The organism is Acinetobacter sp. MF4640 (assembly GCF_002018895.1).
GTDB lineage: Bacteria > Pseudomonadota > Gammaproteobacteria > Pseudomonadales > Moraxellaceae > Acinetobacter > Acinetobacter johnsonii.
This window is the reverse complement of the sequence record NZ_MVOM01000026.1, coordinates 1-15,870: the sequence shown is the minus strand read 5'-3', so window position 1 is coordinate 15,870 and position 15,870 is coordinate 1. Positions and strand designations below refer to the sequence as shown.

At 39.4% G+C, this 15,870-nt stretch carries 15 protein-coding genes and 2 pseudogenes; 8 read left to right on the top strand and 9 right to left on the bottom strand.

Annotation, left to right across the window (positions count from 1 at the left end):
- Window positions 1-13: 13 nt before the first annotated feature.
- Complete coding sequence (locus MF4640_RS10060) at window positions 14-652, bottom strand: cation transporter (protein ID WP_039890057.1); 639 nt, start codon at window positions 650-652, stop codon at window positions 14-16.
- A 76-nt stretch (window positions 653-728) separates the two neighbouring features.
- Between MF4640_RS10060 and MF4640_RS10055 the strand changes: the two genes are divergently transcribed.
- The 3 genes from MF4640_RS10055 to MF4640_RS10045 all read left to right on the top strand — a co-directional run bounded on the left by MF4640_RS10055 (window position 729) and on the right by MF4640_RS10045 (window position 3,289).
- Window positions 729-1,157, top strand: coding sequence for a Cd(II)/Pb(II)-responsive transcriptional regulator (locus MF4640_RS10055; protein WP_005400541.1), 429 nt, complete (start codon window positions 729-731; stop codon window positions 1,155-1,157).
- A 462-nt stretch (window positions 1,158-1,619) separates the two neighbouring features.
- Window positions 1,620-3,020 (top strand): tRNA 5-hydroxyuridine modification protein YegQ, encoded by a 1,401-nt coding sequence (yegQ, locus tag MF4640_RS10050; protein ID WP_078389480.1) that lies wholly within the window; start codon window positions 1,620-1,622, stop codon window positions 3,018-3,020.
- Between the two features lie 14 nt (window positions 3,021-3,034).
- Window positions 3,035-3,289 (top strand): YfhL family 4Fe-4S dicluster ferredoxin, encoded by a 255-nt coding sequence (locus tag MF4640_RS10045; RefSeq protein WP_078389479.1) that lies wholly within the window; start codon window positions 3,035-3,037, stop codon window positions 3,287-3,289.
- 284 nt (window positions 3,290-3,573) lie between these two features.
- On the opposite strand, the gene ahpF is transcribed toward MF4640_RS10045, so the two are convergent.
- The 7 genes from ahpF to MF4640_RS10005 all read right to left on the bottom strand — a co-directional run bounded on the left by ahpF (window position 3,574) and on the right by MF4640_RS10005 (window position 11,770).
- A complete protein-coding gene (gene ahpF / locus MF4640_RS10040) occupies window positions 3,574-5,139 on the bottom strand; it encodes an alkyl hydroperoxide reductase subunit F (protein ID WP_078389478.1) in 1,566 nt (521 codons plus the stop codon).
- A gap of 169 nt (window positions 5,140-5,308) precedes the next feature.
- A complete protein-coding gene (locus tag MF4640_RS10035; RefSeq protein ID WP_078389477.1) occupies window positions 5,309-6,235 on the bottom strand; it encodes a hypothetical protein in 927 nt (308 codons plus the stop codon).
- Window positions 6,236-6,268: 33 nt separating this feature from the next.
- Window positions 6,269-7,405, bottom strand: a complete 1,137-nt coding sequence (locus MF4640_RS10030) for a toxic anion resistance protein (RefSeq protein ID WP_039890055.1) — start codon at window positions 7,403-7,405, stop codon at window positions 6,269-6,271.
- A 19-nt stretch (window positions 7,406-7,424) separates the two neighbouring features.
- Window positions 7,425-8,213, bottom strand: a complete 789-nt coding sequence (locus tag MF4640_RS10025) for a hypothetical protein (protein ID WP_005400536.1) — start codon at window positions 8,211-8,213, stop codon at window positions 7,425-7,427.
- Window positions 8,214-8,525: 312 nt separating this feature from the next.
- On the bottom strand, window positions 8,526-8,930 hold the full coding sequence (rnk, locus tag MF4640_RS10020; protein WP_078389476.1) for a nucleoside diphosphate kinase regulator: 405 nt from the start codon (window positions 8,928-8,930) through the stop codon (window positions 8,526-8,528).
- 170 nt (window positions 8,931-9,100) lie between these two features.
- Entirely contained in the window at window positions 9,101-10,354 is a 1,254-nt protein-coding gene (gene glyA, locus MF4640_RS10015; RefSeq protein WP_005400534.1) for a serine hydroxymethyltransferase, read from the bottom strand.
- A 156-nt stretch (window positions 10,355-10,510) separates the two neighbouring features.
- On the bottom strand, window positions 10,511-11,770 hold the full coding sequence (locus MF4640_RS10005; protein ID WP_078389474.1) for an alpha/beta hydrolase: 1,260 nt from the start codon (window positions 11,768-11,770) through the stop codon (window positions 10,511-10,513).
- 501 nt (window positions 11,771-12,271) lie between these two features.
- On the opposite strand from MF4640_RS10005, the gene MF4640_RS10000 reads away from it, so the two are divergent.
- The gene (locus MF4640_RS10000; protein WP_078389473.1) at window positions 12,272-12,970 is read left to right on the top strand and encodes an exonuclease domain-containing protein; all 699 of its coding nucleotides are present in this window, start codon (window positions 12,272-12,274) and stop codon (window positions 12,968-12,970) included.
- 89 nt (window positions 12,971-13,059) lie between these two features.
- Window positions 13,060-13,656: a hypothetical protein gene (locus MF4640_RS09995; protein ID WP_078389472.1), complete on the top strand. Its 597-nt coding sequence runs from the start codon at window positions 13,060-13,062 to the stop codon at window positions 13,654-13,656.
- A gap of 340 nt (window positions 13,657-13,996) precedes the next feature.
- Here the strand turns inward: MF4640_RS09995 and MF4640_RS09990 are convergent, their stop codons facing one another.
- A complete protein-coding gene (locus MF4640_RS09990; RefSeq protein ID WP_078389471.1) occupies window positions 13,997-14,215 on the bottom strand; it encodes a hypothetical protein in 219 nt (72 codons plus the stop codon).
- Window positions 14,216-14,739: 524 nt separating this feature from the next.
- Here MF4640_RS09990 and MF4640_RS09985 point away from each other — a divergent pair.
- The 3 genes and pseudogenes from MF4640_RS09985 to MF4640_RS18995 form a co-directional block, all read left to right on the top strand.
- A pseudogene (locus MF4640_RS09985) lies at window positions 14,740-15,252 on the top strand (serine O-acetyltransferase).
- Window positions 15,253-15,441: 189 nt separating this feature from the next.
- Window positions 15,442-15,672 (top strand): DUF2171 domain-containing protein, encoded by a 231-nt coding sequence (locus MF4640_RS09980; RefSeq protein WP_078389470.1) that lies wholly within the window; start codon window positions 15,442-15,444, stop codon window positions 15,670-15,672.
- Window positions 15,673-15,737: 65 nt separating this feature from the next.
- A pseudogene (locus tag MF4640_RS18995) lies at window positions 15,738-15,870 on the top strand (IS5/IS1182 family transposase); the annotation flags it as partial.

The following is a 15,870-nucleotide window of genomic DNA, read 5'->3' as shown; positions in this document are numbered from 1 at the left end:
AGCACTCTCACTTTTATTGTGCAGTCGAATTTTCTAATATACTTTTTTTGCGCTCAGATAACGCTTTGCTCACCACTTGATAACCCGCCGTCATACCTAAAGTCGCCATAATGCCTGCCACGATTATGTCTGGCCACAAACTGCCTGTACCAAACACACCTATTGCAGCAAAAATAACCGCCACATTCCCAATCGCATCATTTCGGCTACAAAGCCAGACCGATTGCATATTAGAGTCACCTTCTCTAAAGGCATATAAAATGACGGCACAAACCACATTCGCAAGCAAAGCAATCACACCAATCACCCCCATGGTCATGGCTTCAGGCGGAATTCCCAAAACATAGGCATAAATCACTTTACCTATCACGACTAAGCCAAACAGCGCCATGGTTATACCTTTAAGCAATGCCACTGTCGCCCGCCAATACAAGCTCGCACCAAGCACCGCTAGGGAAATACCATAGTTGACTGCATCACCAAAGAAATCTAAAGAATCGGCCCATAAAGATGACGAATGCGCATAAGCCCCACCAATGAGCTCCACCACGAACATAGCTAAATTGATCAATAAGGCTATCCACAATGCCGTTCTAAACTTACTATTTGGCTTTTGCGGTGCAGGTGCACAACTGCAAGAAGAACATGCCATATACACAACCTCTATTCAGACGTAATCATTTTCTATTATGATTAAAAACTATGGAGTCGCTCTAAGGTCAAGCAAAATGAATCAACAAAACTCATCTGCTATTTATTTGATGAAAGACTTAGTCCATAAAACAGGATTAAGTGCCGATACCATTCGTTTCTATGAAAAAAAGCATTTATTAGAACCTTCTTTTCGCGGGGACAATAATTATCGCTATTATCAAGATAATGCACTTAAACGACTCATCTTTATTAAACGTTGCCGCGCGCTGGATATCTCACTCAAAGAAATTGAATACCTGATTGAACTGGAACAAAAACCTCAACAAGACTGTAGTGCTGTCAATCAACTGATCGATGAGCATTTAAAACAAGTCGAACAAAAAATCATTGAATTGCAAAAATTTCAGATACAGCTACAACAGCTTCGGCAGTCTTGCTCAACTCAATCAACCATTGATGATTGTCAAATTTTAAGACATCTTGAAGCAGGGCTAGATGTATAAAACACATCAACGCAGAATTTAGAATATGGGTATTACTCAGTTTTGCTACCTATTTACTCAAACCATTCGTGGGCAATGCAGGATTTTTATCCTTATTTTCTTTAATTTTTTAATAATTTCAGAAATAAAAAATCTAGCCTAACCTCAAATCTAATAAAAATGATCCCTAATTATTTCGGATAAAAGGCCGCAAAGAACTCCAATTTTTTGATGATTAGAACCTCGAATAAGTTTTATATAACAGATCTTTTACTTTATAAAACAAGGGGATTTAAATTCATTTTTATCCTTAGCCACATAAAACCATATATTCAAACATTTATAATGGAGCACTCACATCCAGCATTTGAACATGTAATTTTCGCGTCTATAACCGTTTAAATTCCGAGTTGTTTACTAGGTTGAATCTATTTTTTAAAGCCCTACAATAAACCCATATTTTTTCTATGCCTTAGTTTAATCATGAGCATTCATCACGTTACTGAACTTCTTTCTCCTGCAGGTTCGCTTAAAAATATGCGTTATGCATTTGCCTATGGTGCAGATGCAGTCTATGCCGGACAACCTCGTTACAGTTTACGTGTGCGCAATAATGAATTTGACCATGACAATCTGGCTATCGGCATTCAAGAAGCGCATGACTTAGGTAAAAAGTTTTATGTGGTCGTCAACATTCAACCACATAACTCAAAACTCAAAAACTTTATTCGTGACCTCACACCTGTGGTTGCAATGCAACCCGATGCCCTGATCATGTCGGATCCAGGCCTGATTATGATGGTACGCGAACATTTTCCAGACATGGATGTGCATCTTTCGGTTCAAGCCAATGCCATTAACTGGGCTACTGTGAAGTTTTGGAAGAACATGGGACTGACTCGGGTCATTTTGTCCCGTGAATTATCTATTGATGAAATTGAAGAAATTAAGCAACAAGTACCAGACATGGAAATTGAAGTTTTTGTGCATGGTGCGCTATGCATGGCGTACTCTGGACGTTGTATGCTTTCCGGCTATATGAATAAACGTGATGCCAATCAGGGGGCATGTACCAATGCATGCCGTTGGGAATACAAAGTACACGAGACTCAGCAAGATGAAAATGGCGATGTGATCCCAGTCCAAAATCTGAATACAGGCTCCAACTGCTGTTCAAGCTCTAATGCTGATGAACTGCATATGCAAGCACAGCATCAGTTTGATGAACCCGTATTACTACAACGTCATGATGAAGACATGTTTGCTGCTGAAGAAGACGAACATGGTACTTACTTTATGAACTCAAAAGACTTACGCGCGGTGCAACATGTTGAGCGCTTAACCCAAATGGGGATTCATTCTTTAAAAATTGAAGGACGCACCAAGTCTTATTTTTACTGTGCCCGTACAGCACAAATTTATCGCAAAGCCATAGATGATGCGCTCGCAGGTAAACCTTTCGATTCCTCACTCATGACACAACTCGAAGGTCTGGCCAACCGTGGTTATACCGAAGGTTTTTTACGTCGCCACGTGCATAGCGAATATCAAAATTATGAAAATGGTTCATCCAGTTTTGACCATCAACAATACTGCGGTGAAATTTTGGAACGCAATGGCGATTATTTGAAAGTCGATGTCAAAAACCGTTTTGTAGTGGGCGATGTGCTCGAACTCATGACCACTTCAGGCAACATCATATTTAAACTAACAGAAATCCTCGATAAAAAAGGCAATCCAATACTTGAAGCGAAAGGCTCAGGACATGTGGTTGAAATACCCGTTCCTGCTGATGTAGACATGCGCTATGCCCTGCTCATTCGTAACTTACCGCATTCAAGCACTGACATTTCAGCGCCTGCATTGGCTTATGTTACAAGCTGACTGGGGATAATGCTATGGCACTACAAATAACGGATGCTTGTATTAACTGTGATATGTGTCTTCCTGAATGTCCCAATACCGCTATTTTTGAAGGTGATAAAATTTATGAAATAGACGTCAACCGCTGCACCGAGTGTGTTGGTTTTTATGATACCCAAACCTGTGTCGATGTTTGCCCAATTGCCTGTATCGAGCCACATCCAGAATACGTTGAAACACAACAACAACTGTTAGAAAAATTTAAAGGATTGAACTTATTTAGCGTCTAACCTTGGGGAAAGTAGAAAAGAAACCGAGTACTGACCACACTCAGAGTTTCAAAACAAAAACTGGGCAAAGAATAACAATAAACAAAAACTAAATGAAAAAGCCAAAGTGACTGGGGAGCACTTTGGCTTTTTCTTTGTACAAGATATTTGCTTTAAACAAAAAAAGGAACTGAGCTGTTAGCGACCCAGTTCCTATCAAGGGTAAAACCAAAGATCAACGATGCAACATAAAGGGAAAAAGCCAACGTATATTTTGGGAGAGCGTTGGCTTTTTCATTTCACACTTACAGCCCAGAACGAATAATATAATCAAAAGCAGACAGAGCTGCTTTCGCGCCTTCACCTGTGGCAATGATGATTTGCTTGTATGGCACAGTCGTACAGTCACCTGCGGCAAATACACCTTTGACATTGGTTTCATTGCGATCATTAATCACAATCTCACCACGGTTTGAAAGCTCAACAGCAGTCTCTTTTAAGAAATCAGTGTTTGGCAATAAACCAATTTGCACAAAGATTCCTGCAAGCTCAACCGAATGTTCTACATCAGTTGCGCGATCTTTATATTTCAATGCTGTCACTTGCTTACCATCACCGACTACTTCAGTTGAGAGTGCATTCAGGATTACTGTGGTATTAGGCAAGCTATGCAATTTATCTTGCAACACTTGATCGGCACGTAGTTTGGTATCAAACTCAACCAAAGTCACATGTTCTACAATCCCAGCAAGATCAATCGCAGCTTCGACACCTGAGTTCCCTCCACCAATCACTGCAACACGTTTGCCTTTAAACAATGGACCATCACAGTGTGGGCAGTAGGCAACACCACGAGTACGATATTCTGCTTCACCCGGCACATTCATCTCTCTCCAACGTGCGCCTGTTGAAAGAATCACCGTTTTAGATTCAAGTTTTGCACCATTTTCTAAAGTGACTTCAACCAAGCCATTCGCTGTCTCATCCGCACCTTTGATGTTAGAGACACGTTGTAAGTTCATGATGTCCACACCGTACTCACGTACATGTGCTTCCATTTCAGCAGCAAACTTCGGCCCTTGGGTCTTTTGAATCGAGGTATAGTTTTCAATGTCCATGGTATCCATGACTTGACCACCCATACGTTCAGCCACAATCCCGGTTTTAATGCCTTTACGTGCGGCATAAATGGCAGAGGTATTTCCCGCAGGACCACCACCAACCACTAAAACATCAAAAGCCTCTTTGGCATTGAGTTTTTCAGCTTCTTTGGCCGCAGAATTGGTATCCAGTTTGGCAACAATCTCTTCCAAGGTCATACGGCCTTGACCGATATGGTTGTTGTCTTGGAACACCATCGGTACAGCCATGATTTTGCGTTCTTCAACTTCGTCTTGGAAGAATGCACCATCAATCATGGTGGCTGTCGTGCCTGGATTGTAAATAGCAATCAGGTTCAACGCTTGTACCACGTCTGGACAGTTATGACAGCTTAAAGAGACAAAGACGTCAAAGTCAGACTGGATGCCTAAACCTTTGATTGAAGCTAAAACTTCATCCGATACTTTGGGTGCATAACCTGAGGTCTGTAACAATGCCAAGATCAAAGAGGTAAACTCATGCCCCATCGGTAAACCCGCAAAGAAGACACGTGGCTCTTCACCAGCTTTTGCCACACCGAAGCTGGGTGCACGTGAGTTTTGACCATCAAAACGTGCAGTCACCAGTGGAGACAGTGCTGCAACTTCTTCAACCAATTCTTTGATTTTGTCTGATTTCTCAGAACCGTTCAAAGTCGCAACCAATTCAATCGGACCTTCTAGGCGTTCAAGAAGTGTTTTTAATTGAGCTGAAGTATTTTGATCTAACATGGTTAAGCTCTCCAAAGCAGTCTATAAAATTATTTGATAGAAGAATCATAGAGTAAATCTGAAAATAGATAAAACAGTTTGTTTTTATTCTTGTAATCGGTTTTGTAGATTTAAAGATATTCATCATAAAAAGTCCCACTAAACGCAGGACTTTAAATGAAGTCAAAGCTTAGGATTCACTCTGCATCCGCTGTTCAATTCTTAAAGTTCTGGCTTTTAACTGACGTGTCAGACCAAACAACACAAGACTCAGCACTGCCATTAGTAGCATCAAGATAAGCGAGAAGAATTGCATGACCGTAGTGAACTGTGCTGCTTGCTGAACTTGTTTTTCTACACTTGCAGCCATCGGCATGAGTGTTTTGCCATAGAGTTGATGCTGCATCGTCCATAACTGTTCAGGCTTAAACCCATATTCAATAAAATGTGAATCGGTTTTTTCTGCTTGGACCAGAGCAAGCACATGCGGAATTGCTGCATTTTTATCGACAGGTTGGTGTAACAATGCCGTTTGCGCAAGCAAATAATGTTTTACAGGCATTTGTATTTGTGACTGCTGCAAATACTGTGCTATTTCACTTTGCTGAATGTTTTTATCGTAGTGTACGATTTGCTGAAAAGCCTCGCTTTCATCATCTTTTAAATCATATTGCACATAAGTCAGCCCAGACCAAAGCAGAATAAAGGCAATCAGCCATGCCACAAACTTCAGTATAAAAGACTGAAAACGTACATAGAAAAAATGAATTTTCCGTGCATAGTACACCAGTACAAATGCCCCAATAAAAGACACCATGATCTTGAGCACAAGCCAACCAAACCATGACAGCAAATTCAGAAAATAATCTGGCTGATGTCCAAGTGATGCGAGATTTTCATCGACACTCATGGGCATATGCAGTTGCTGTATTTCAGTGCTCAGTCCAAAAAAGCTATAGACAAAATCTGGTTGTAGAAAATAGCTAATGCTGGAGGCAATAAACAAGGCAGCACTCAACATACACCATAAACTCAGTTTACGTTGACGTTGTTTAAGTGCAACCACGCCTTGTTCAATGTGCTGAGGCTGAACAACATACTCATCTAAGGAAGGCAAATGCTTCTCCTCTATCGACCACCCAACTCGGCATTAAGATGGTGTCGTACGATTAGTAGAACTCGATTCTAAAACCAATTGATTCAAATTGTCCTGCAAACTACGCAAACGAGTGGTTGCTTCCGCACGTTTCTGCATCCCTTCTTTTTGTATTTGAATCACATCATTTACTGTTTTAATGAGGGTGTTTTGTACATGTTCAAGCGTCTCAATATCAATCACTGAACGTTGATTGGCTTTTGCCGTATCTACTGAGTTTTGATGTAACAAATCAGCATTGCGCTTCAATAAGTCATTGGTCGCATCGTCAATGGTATTGGCCAACTGCACACTATTCTTCTGCTCATTTAAAGAAATCGCCAAACTAATTTGGTTTTTCCATGCAGGCAATGTGATGTTTTTAATCGCATAAAACTTATCGACCAACATCAAATTATTAGACTGGATAATACGAATCATCGGTAATGTTTGCATGGCTGATTGTTGTAAAACCTGCAAATCACTCACGCGTTTTTCCAAATTATTGGCTAAATGATTGAGGTCGTAAACTCTCTGCGTCGTGGTTTGATCTTGTGCCTGTGCAGTCAGTGTTGAGATTTCCTGCTGAATTTCATCCTGTTTCAACTTACCTGCTGCGATATACACACCGAGCTGTTTATATTCACTTTGCACACCATTAAACATCCGATCGAGTGTATCGACACGTGCTTTTAAACCAGACTGCGATTTTTCAATTTCTTTCACCAAAGTATCTATCTGTTCTTTGGTGGTATTAAAGTGCATATCAATATTATTCTTTGCGCCTTTAATTTTGCCCATCAAGCCACCGAAGAAACCTGAATTTTTCTTTTTATTTAAGATACTTGAGGTATTCAGTTGTTGTGCGACTTGTACCACCTGATTCAGCTTTTGCCCTGTTTCATCAAGGTCCTTGTTTTGCACTAAATTTAACAATTCATCGGTATATCCTGAAGTTTGTGTCGCAATATTTTTACCATACTCCGCCACGGCGTTATGGTTGATTTCTGCCAACTCTTTCCGCGCTGCCAAGACTGCATTGAAGTCATCTTGTTGCAAGCCAATTTCTTGCAAATTTAACTGTTGAAACTTATGTTCAATCACTTCAGTGGTTGGCTCTACCACAAGACTGTTTTGTTCTGAGTTGGTCATAATTCACCTAATCTATTTCTTAAAGTGTTGGTTTCTGTAGTGATTTTTTTAATGTATGAATCAATTTTTCACGGCTATTATCGAGCTTTTCCAGTTCAATTGTCGAGCTAGATTGCTGCGATTGTTTGACATGATATTGCCATGCTGGGATCAAAACCTGCTGTGCCTCTTTATATCGGTCTAACAAACTCAATGAAAGCTGCTGAGACAATTGTATTTGAGTGATCGCAATATCATTACTGCTTTGCAAAGTCTGCAAGCTGTTTATTTTCTTCGATAAACGTTCTGCAAAATTATCTAAAGGATGTGCATTCTTCACAAATTTAGGATATTCCATTAAAAATGCTTCAGCCGCAGATACATATTTGGCCATTTGCTCACGTAAACCAGTGAGCTGCTGATAACGTGCTTGCGACTTTTGAATTTCAATTTGTAATTTTTGACTAAGATGATTGGTCCGATCCAACAGTTGATCCAGTTTCTTATAGTATTCAACTTGGGTTGAACCATATTCAATATCAATCCCGAGCCACTTTTGCAGCCCATTAAATTTGCGCTTCTTCAGGTATTTTTTTGAGTCAGCCAGTGACTGGATCAGTTGCTCAATGGTTTGACTCAACTGTAAAGTGAGCTGCGGGTCTACTCCATTTAACAGCACAGACTGCGCTTGAATGACACTATCTGCATAATGATTGAGACGATATTGATCGTTCAGCAATGGAACCAAATCATTACGCTGGATACTTAAAAGTTCATCTGAATTGACAGGTATATCCCTTAAAGGAACAAGAACGTCAATTTGTGCCATAGCGCTTTAACCCAATAAAGAAATTGAATAAAATCATTTTTATAGTACAGCTTTTATGTCACATAACATGTAGATTTTTGCAAAAATGCTGTGACATCTTTTGTGCCGTAAAAATTATCATGAAGGTTATATCAGTTATTCAGTACTCTATTCATACTAGACCCAAACCTATTGAGTAGAAGTAAAAGATCCAATCAATACATACTCTGTTTTTATCTTCTATGGAGTTACAATCCTTTATGAAACAAAACGCATATTTGAAATCATAAAAAAGCCATGATCAACATGGCTTTAAAATGGGGTGTTTCGATATTATAAATAATCGCCTTCACGCTCAGGTTGATAAACCACTTTTTCAATTTTGACTTTCATCATTTGCCCGTCTGGCTGTGGCCATTCAATTTCTTGACCTTCAGCTAAGCCAAGAATTGCTGCACCAATAGGGGCTACAACATTGACCTGTCCCTTCTCGCCTTTAAAATCATGCGGATAAACCAAGGTAATTTCAGATGCTTCTGTAGATGGTGCAATAGTCAGTAAAAATTTTGCATTCATCGTTACCACATTGGCAGGCATATCTTGTGGAGCAACAACATCGGCGCGTGCCAATTCTTCTTCAAGCAACTGCATGGTCGGTGTAAGTTTAGGCTGATGTTCTAACATCGTTTCTAAACGATGAAGATCCTGCTCAGAAATGATAATTGCTGGGTTTGCCATGTGCTGCATTCCTATTTGAATACGGTATGAATAAAATTCTTATTAAAAATAATTTATTAGCCTATAACTTCTGTTATATCAGAAATGCAGTCTAAATTATATTTCAACTGATTTTGATTTTTTAATGCTATAAAAAAAGCCCCCTTGAGGGGGCTTTCTCAAGTCAGAACTTAGTTTGCGTAAACAGGAAATTTCGCACAAACAGCTTCAACTTTCGCTTTAACAGCGTTAATCACAGCTTCGTCACCTTTGCTGTCTAGGATATCAGCGATCCAGCCAGCAAGTTCACGCACTTCAGCTTCGCCGAAACCACGAGTCGTCACAGCTGGTGTACCAATACGGATACCAGAAGTCACAAATGGTGAGCGTGGGTCATTTGGTACTGCATTTTTGTTCACAGTAATGTGAGCTGCACCTAACCATGCATCTGCTTCTTTACCTGTTACATCTTGCTTAATAAGAGATAACAAGAACAAGTGGTTTTCTGTACCGCCAGAAACGATGTCATAACCACGAGCAATGAGAACTTCAGCCATTGCTTGAGCGTTCTTCACTACTTGTTGTTGGTAAACTTTGTATTCAGGAGCCATTGCTTCTTTAAAGCAAATTGCTTTAGCCGCTACCGCATGAACCAATGGACCGCCTTGGTTACCAGGGAATACAGCTGATTGTAATTTTTTCTCAATTTCTTCGTTTGCTTTTGCAAGGATTAAACCTGAACGTGGGCCACGAAGTGTTTTGTGTGTAGTGGTTGTTGTTACGTCAGCAATCTGAACTGGGCTTGGGTAAACACCAGCAGCAACTAGACCAGCAACGTGAGCCATATCTACAAATAGGTAAGCGCCAACTTTATCCGCGATGTCACGGAAACGCTGCCAATCTACAATTTGGCTATAAGCAGAGAAACCAGCTACGATCATACGTGGCTTGTGCTCAATTGCTAAACGTTCAACTTCTTCGTAATCAATTTCGCCAGTTTCAGGGTTTAAACCGTACTGAATTGCGTTATATGTTTTACCAGAAAAACTTACTTTAGCACCGTGAGTCAAGTGACCACCGTGAGCCAAACTCATACCCAAAACAGTGTCGCCCGGGTTAAGAAGCGCTAAGTAAACAGCAGAGTTTGCTTGTGAACCTGCATGTGGTTGAACGTTTGCGTAATCTGCACCGAAAAGTTCTTTAGCACGGTCAATCGCTAATTGTTCAATCACGTCTACATATTCACAACCGCCGTAGTAGCGTTTGCCTGGGTAGCCTTCAGCATATTTGTTTGTAAGTTTTGAACCTTGTGCTTCCATTACTGCTGGAGAGCAATAGTTTTCAGAAGCAATCAGTTCGATGTGCGCTTCTTGGCGAGCATCTTCATTTGTGATTGCTTGCGCGATTTCTGGATCAAATTCAGCAATTGAGATATTGGCAAACATTAGCGAGGTCCTATGAAATTAGGGCTTTTAAGCCGTGCTAAGATTGGCGCGTATTGTAGCATGAAGTTTATAAATTTCGAGAACGAACTTTACGCAGTTTTAAATAAAAAATCGCTCATGAAGCAGAACTCCTTGAGCGATTTGAGTCAAAGCAAATTACTGAATTGGCATGAGAGTTTTTACATCGGTCACAAAATTATCCAAATTACGAGTATAAACAGTCGTATGATTCCATTTATCAACTGGAGCAAGTAATCCATCATTTTTGTAAGTAATGACTGTCCCTGCTGGTGCAGTATTCACTAAAAAATCCGTAACCTTTCTAGGCACAGTCTCATCAAATGATCCTTGATAAATAATGATTGGAGTACTTATCTTCTTTTTCAAAGGCTGAGAACCATTTGCTAGAAAATCTTTCACTTCCGGAATATTGGTCATAAACCCAGTTTGGGTACGTGGATATCCCTCTATTGTTCCAAAAATGTCTGCGTAATCGACCATTGGGGCACGAAAAGTACCTCCTAATAGCGTATAACATAGAGACTCAGCTTGTCTCGCAATATCATCTGTTGGAATTTCAAAGACTTCACTATAGCGTAATGCTGGGTAAGGATTTCTTAATCCTGCTGTAATTAAAGCAGTAAAAGTATCTAATGGCGCAAGAATATTAATTTTTTTCGTTAGATCCGTTTCCGTAGCAGCTTGCTGCTCACCACCTGCGAGGATTAAACTCAGGTTGGATGCTGGTGCAATGGCAATAGCGCCTTTGTAATCGAGCTGTGCTCTTGATGCATTCTCAGCAGCACCTAATGCGGCATGTCCCCCTTGAGAATGGCCAATAACAGTCCAGCGCTTCTCCGTTGTATTCCCCAAATTTTTACTCGCGGCAACAACTGCATCTGTGATCGAATAAGCCTCACTTTTCAGATTTAAAAATGGATGTAACTCACGACCTCCAGGTTCACCTAAGCCTTCATAATCTGGAGCAACCACGGCATAACCTGCTACAAGTAACTTTGCAATTAAGAATTCGTTTCCACCTAAACCTTGCTGACTCGGGGCACATTGATCAGCAACACCTGTAGTTCCATGTGCCCATGCAACGATCGGCCAACCGCCTGCTGGCATTGGCCCTTTTGGTTTAAAGACTAAAGCTGTTGCTTGCGTTTCACTTCCATTGACCCCACGCATTAAATAGGTCATCAATGTTTTAGAACTACTAACACTATCCAACACAACATTAGCATTAATATCTACATCTGTATAAGCCTCGACTCTAACCACTGGATTAACAATATTATTTTTAGGCACCCCATCATCTACGATAACAGAAGTTGAATCGCCATCCCCTCCTCCACAGGCTGTTAAAACAAGCACAGAACTACTGACGAACACGGCCAATATATGTTTTTTCATCTTAAAATTCCTTAATGACATTTTTTCTTGTTGTAACGATTCAAATCACTTGAATACATTAATGATTTACGCCTCAAAATGACACATGGCAAGACCAGTTACGAGAATGATACAAAGTGAACATTGTCTGCAAATGCACACTCACCATTGTTATAAAAACTGGTAATTTGGAGTTCAAAATAAATCCTGCCCCTACAACTGAATTCAACTGAATTCAGATGCGGAACACTCTCCTAGTCGTTGTTTGAGCTGAATCCCAAAGAATTATTTTAATTTTAAGCAAAAATTTTCCTTGTAATCTGCCTAAATAAATTGTCAAGTAGCTTCCAATTTTTCCCTTGCTTAATAAATTCTGATCTCTAATCACCTAGGTTCACCAGATGATTTAAACAACATCACCGCACAAAATCAGCGAATAAACCACAAATCTAGCAGTCATAGGCTGTCTTGATAGTCTTGGAAATGATAAATTTATTCAGCTTTTAATTTTCGGATATGCACATGCAAGCCATTATTCTCGACACAGAAACCCATACCCTAAATGGTCAGCCCATTGAGATTGCATATGCACCGATTGAAATTGCAAATGGCAAATTAAGCCTAGATAAAAGCCAAGTATTTGATCAGCTCTATACCGTCGATGAACCAATCTCATTCGCAGCGATGGCTGTGCATCATATTTTAGAGTCAGACCTCGTTGGGAAGCCTCACTATACGACCTTCAAACTACCTACCGAAACGCAGTACATCATTGGTCATAATATTGATTATGATATTCGTGCTATCGAAAAATGTGGTGTCGATACTTCTCGTATTAAAGCGATTTGTACACTCGCACTTGCACGTTTGGTCTGGCCTGATGCTGAAGCCCACAATATTTCGGCACTCATTTATATGATTTCAAAAGGCAGTGAAAAAGCCCGTGAAATGATTAAAAAGGCTCATCGTGCCGATATGGATATTATTTTAACGGCCAATATTTTAATGCATGTGGTTCACCAATTAAAAATAAACAGCATGGAGCAATTATTTGCTGTCTCTGAGGATGCTCGTATTCCGCGTGTCATTAATTTTGGCAAGCATCGCGGAAAAGCGATTGCCGAACTTCCTGCTGACTATATTCAGTGGCTAATGCGCCAAGATGAGCTCGATCCGTACTTACGTAAAGCGTTAGAAAATACGAGCATTAAAACGCTCTAAAATGTCTTGTCATAAATTCTTAATATTGTTGTAATTTTCAGCCTGTATGTTCAGCCTTAATTTATTTTTTCGGGGGAGTAAATTAAGGTATGAATCATTATCAAAAAACAGCATTAGGTTTAGATGCTTTACAACAACGTCATATCCCACTCAATGCGCGTCAAAGACGACTATTGGTTTTAATTGGTACAGAAGATTTTGAACAATTGGCTGACCAGTTCAAACAACGCATCGCAACGCCTGAAATCCTCGGACAATTAATTGAATTAGGTTTAATTCATTCCATACAAACATCTCGCGTCTCTAGCCCAATACAGCCGTCATCGGAGGCTCAATCATCGACGTCTGTACTCGAAAATAGTCAGAATAACGTCAATCCAATAGATTTAGACAGCACAGCGCAGACTCCTTCACCACCCACCCCTACACAAAGCCCAGCCCCACCGCTTAAAGCTTATAGCTTTGAAGAAACACGCGATTTGATGATGAGCTTATTACAACGTTATTGTGGCTTAATGGCAAAACAACTCATTCTTCAAATTCAATCGGCGACAGACTTACACAGTCTCAAACGCTGCCAAATGCAATGGATTACGACGTTACAGGAAAGTCGAATAGAACCCATAGTACTCAACCAACACTTACAACAGATCAATCACTCACTGTTGCGTTTGCAGGCAGCCTAAATAAATAGATTCAAAGGATAATAATTGAGTCTTTTTCGGCCTTAGTTAAGATTTAAAGACTACGAGTTTGATTAGCAATCTATTGTTTTATCATTCAGGCAATAAATCTTAATGTTTTTCATCGACTTTATAATACTTTGGCACAATGGTTACTCGAACCATTCATCAAACAGCTTGATAAATAATAACTATGTGTGAAGTGAAATGCTGATTTTATTTTATGACCTTCAAGATAATCGCTCAAAAAAATTTATCTCTTATATACTGCAATGGGATAACGCAACTCGACGTAGATCGCCCATAAAAAAGCCCATGTAAACATGGGCTTTTTTCAATAGGGTTAATCAATAACTCGGTATATATTTTCCGTTTGTCGACTTTCAAATAACAGTTCAATACTAGGCAGAATCACTTCACCATCAACAACGATATGTTCAATTCGTTTAAACAAATCCAAACGTTCTGCTTCGGAGTTTTCAGGTACTTGTCTTAACTGGGCCTTTACATTATACGTTTGACTGTACTGGTCCTTTACCTTTACATCTACAAGCTGAGTCATGGTCATTTTCCTTTTCTTTTTTTAGCTCTGCTTAATCTTATAGCACAAGTTTTTTCCAACACTGCCCTTAGAGTTGTTAGAATTTATCGCAATGTTAATTTATATAAATATTTTCAAAATCATGACTATAAATCATAAACTTAAATCAAATATGCTTAACAACTGAGATACATAGTCATATTTTTTCACATAAAAAAGCTCGCATTTCTGCGAGCTTTTCTATGTTGGAAGGCTAGTGCTGATTTATTGTTTGAACATTTCGTTTCAAACTCAACGAGCTGTCATTGATCCGTCCAACTACATCGTAGCGTCTTAGTTATCGACCTACTGTAAGTACAATATAAAAGCATTTTTCACTATCAACAAGGGTCTATGACATTTCGAAACAACTGTACAAATAAAAGCCAATTGATATTTTTTAAAAATAAGAGACCCTACTGAAAGGCAAAATCGAGATAACATCTCAGCGTCAAATCAAGTAAAATCGCGCATTCAACCTATGAGTTCTTTTCCATGTTAGTTCAATTGATTTTGAGTCATTTATAAATACAAAACTAAGTTCATTCCTCAAAACTTATTTGTTTAATCGTGGTTTTAACTTTAGCGTTTGGTTACGTCTTTCGACTTCAAAATCATGGATCGGCAAACTGGCCTACCCTATTTTTTATTATAAGAAGAAAAAATACGGGATCGATATCCACTGCACCACAAAAGTTGACTATGGCTTGTTCATCGGTCATGGGGGACCTTTGATTGTCAACCCAACGACTGTGATTGGAAACAATGTCAACCTATAACAATTTACAACGATTGATGCCAATGGCGGTCGTCAGACTGCTGTAATTGGCGACAATGTATATATTGGCCCAAATGTCTGTATTATCGACCATGTTAAAATTGGCAATAATGCCACCATCGGTGCAGGTAGTGTGGTCACCAAAGATATTCCTGATAATGCAATAGCCGTAGGTAATTATGCAAAAGTCATTCACTATAATAATGCTGGAAATTCAGTAAATAGATGCTGGCTGAATTGAAAAAAAAATAACACCAGCATAATTTAATCAACTTAGCACTCTATGAATAAAACACAGACTGACAATTTTTATACTTCGTAAATTTTAAGACATAATATGTTAGTGTTGTATTTCAAAAGCTCATGAATAGGATAAATTAGGTTAGGGTAAATCTTCGTTTTTGTTCGATGAATAAGATAGAGGTATATCATGACCACGATTAATATTTCAGACATTAAAGAACATTCTAGTGTAATTGCCGTATGTGGAACGAAGATTGGAGATGTTGACCACATAGAAGGTAACGAGATCAAACTCACCAAACATGGCGATGGGAAACACCATATTATCTCAAGTGCATGGGTAAGAGAAATTCGAGAGGATCAGGTCATGTTAAGCAAAGATGCCCAAGAAATTAAAGATAATTGGATTGAAGCATAGACTCAAAAAACGGCTTTGTTGCACAAACCTATCTGTAAAGGCTTTTTTAGCGATATAATTTTCAAATGAATAAGCCTACACACAAAATCTACCGCACAACCAATTGGCCCGCATATAACCGAGCACTCATGAGTCGCGGAAATATTGCCATTTGGTTTGATCCTGCTACGCAATGGTATGCGCCATCAAAAGGCAAAC

Bases quoted from the DNA above. Each gene is read 5' to 3' on its own strand.
- MF4640_RS10055 (WP_005400541.1), top strand. From the start codon at position 729: ATGAATCAACAAAACTCATCTGCTATTTATTTGATGAAAGACTTAGTC.
- MF4640_RS10005 (WP_078389474.1), bottom strand. From the start codon at position 11,770: ATGAAAAAACATATATTGGCCGTGTTCGTCAGTAGTTCTGTGCTTGTT.
- MF4640_RS09995 (WP_078389472.1), top strand. From the start codon at position 13,060: ATGAATCATTATCAAAAAACAGCATTAGGTTTAGATGCTTTACAACAA.
- MF4640_RS10045 (WP_078389479.1), top strand. From the start codon at position 3,035: ATGGCACTACAAATAACGGATGCTTGTATTAACTGTGATATGTGTCTT.
- MF4640_RS10025 (WP_005400536.1), bottom strand. From the start codon at position 8,213: ATGGCACAAATTGACGTTCTTGTTCCTTTAAGGGATATACCTGTCAAT.
- MF4640_RS09980 (WP_078389470.1), top strand. From the start codon at position 15,442: ATGACCACGATTAATATTTCAGACATTAAAGAACATTCTAGTGTAATT.
- MF4640_RS10000 (WP_078389473.1), top strand. From the start codon at position 12,272: ATGCAAGCCATTATTCTCGACACAGAAACCCATACCCTAAATGGTCAG.
- ahpF (WP_078389478.1), bottom strand. From the start codon at position 5,139: ATGTTAGATCAAAATACTTCAGCTCAATTAAAAACACTTCTTGAACGC.
- yegQ (WP_078389480.1), top strand. From the start codon at position 1,620: ATGAGCATTCATCACGTTACTGAACTTCTTTCTCCTGCAGGTTCGCTT.
- MF4640_RS09990 (WP_078389471.1), bottom strand. From the start codon at position 14,215: ATGACTCAGCTTGTAGATGTAAAGGTAAAGGACCAGTACAGTCAAACG.
- rnk (WP_078389476.1), bottom strand. From the start codon at position 8,930: ATGGCAAACCCAGCAATTATCATTTCTGAGCAGGATCTTCATCGTTTA.
- glyA (WP_005400534.1), bottom strand. From the start codon at position 10,354: ATGTTTGCCAATATCTCAATTGCTGAATTTGATCCAGAAATCGCGCAA.
- MF4640_RS10060 (WP_039890057.1), bottom strand. From the start codon at position 652: ATGGCATGTTCTTCTTGCAGTTGTGCACCTGCACCGCAAAAGCCAAAT.
- MF4640_RS10030 (WP_039890055.1), bottom strand. From the start codon at position 7,405: ATGACCAACTCAGAACAAAACAGTCTTGTGGTAGAGCCAACCACTGAA.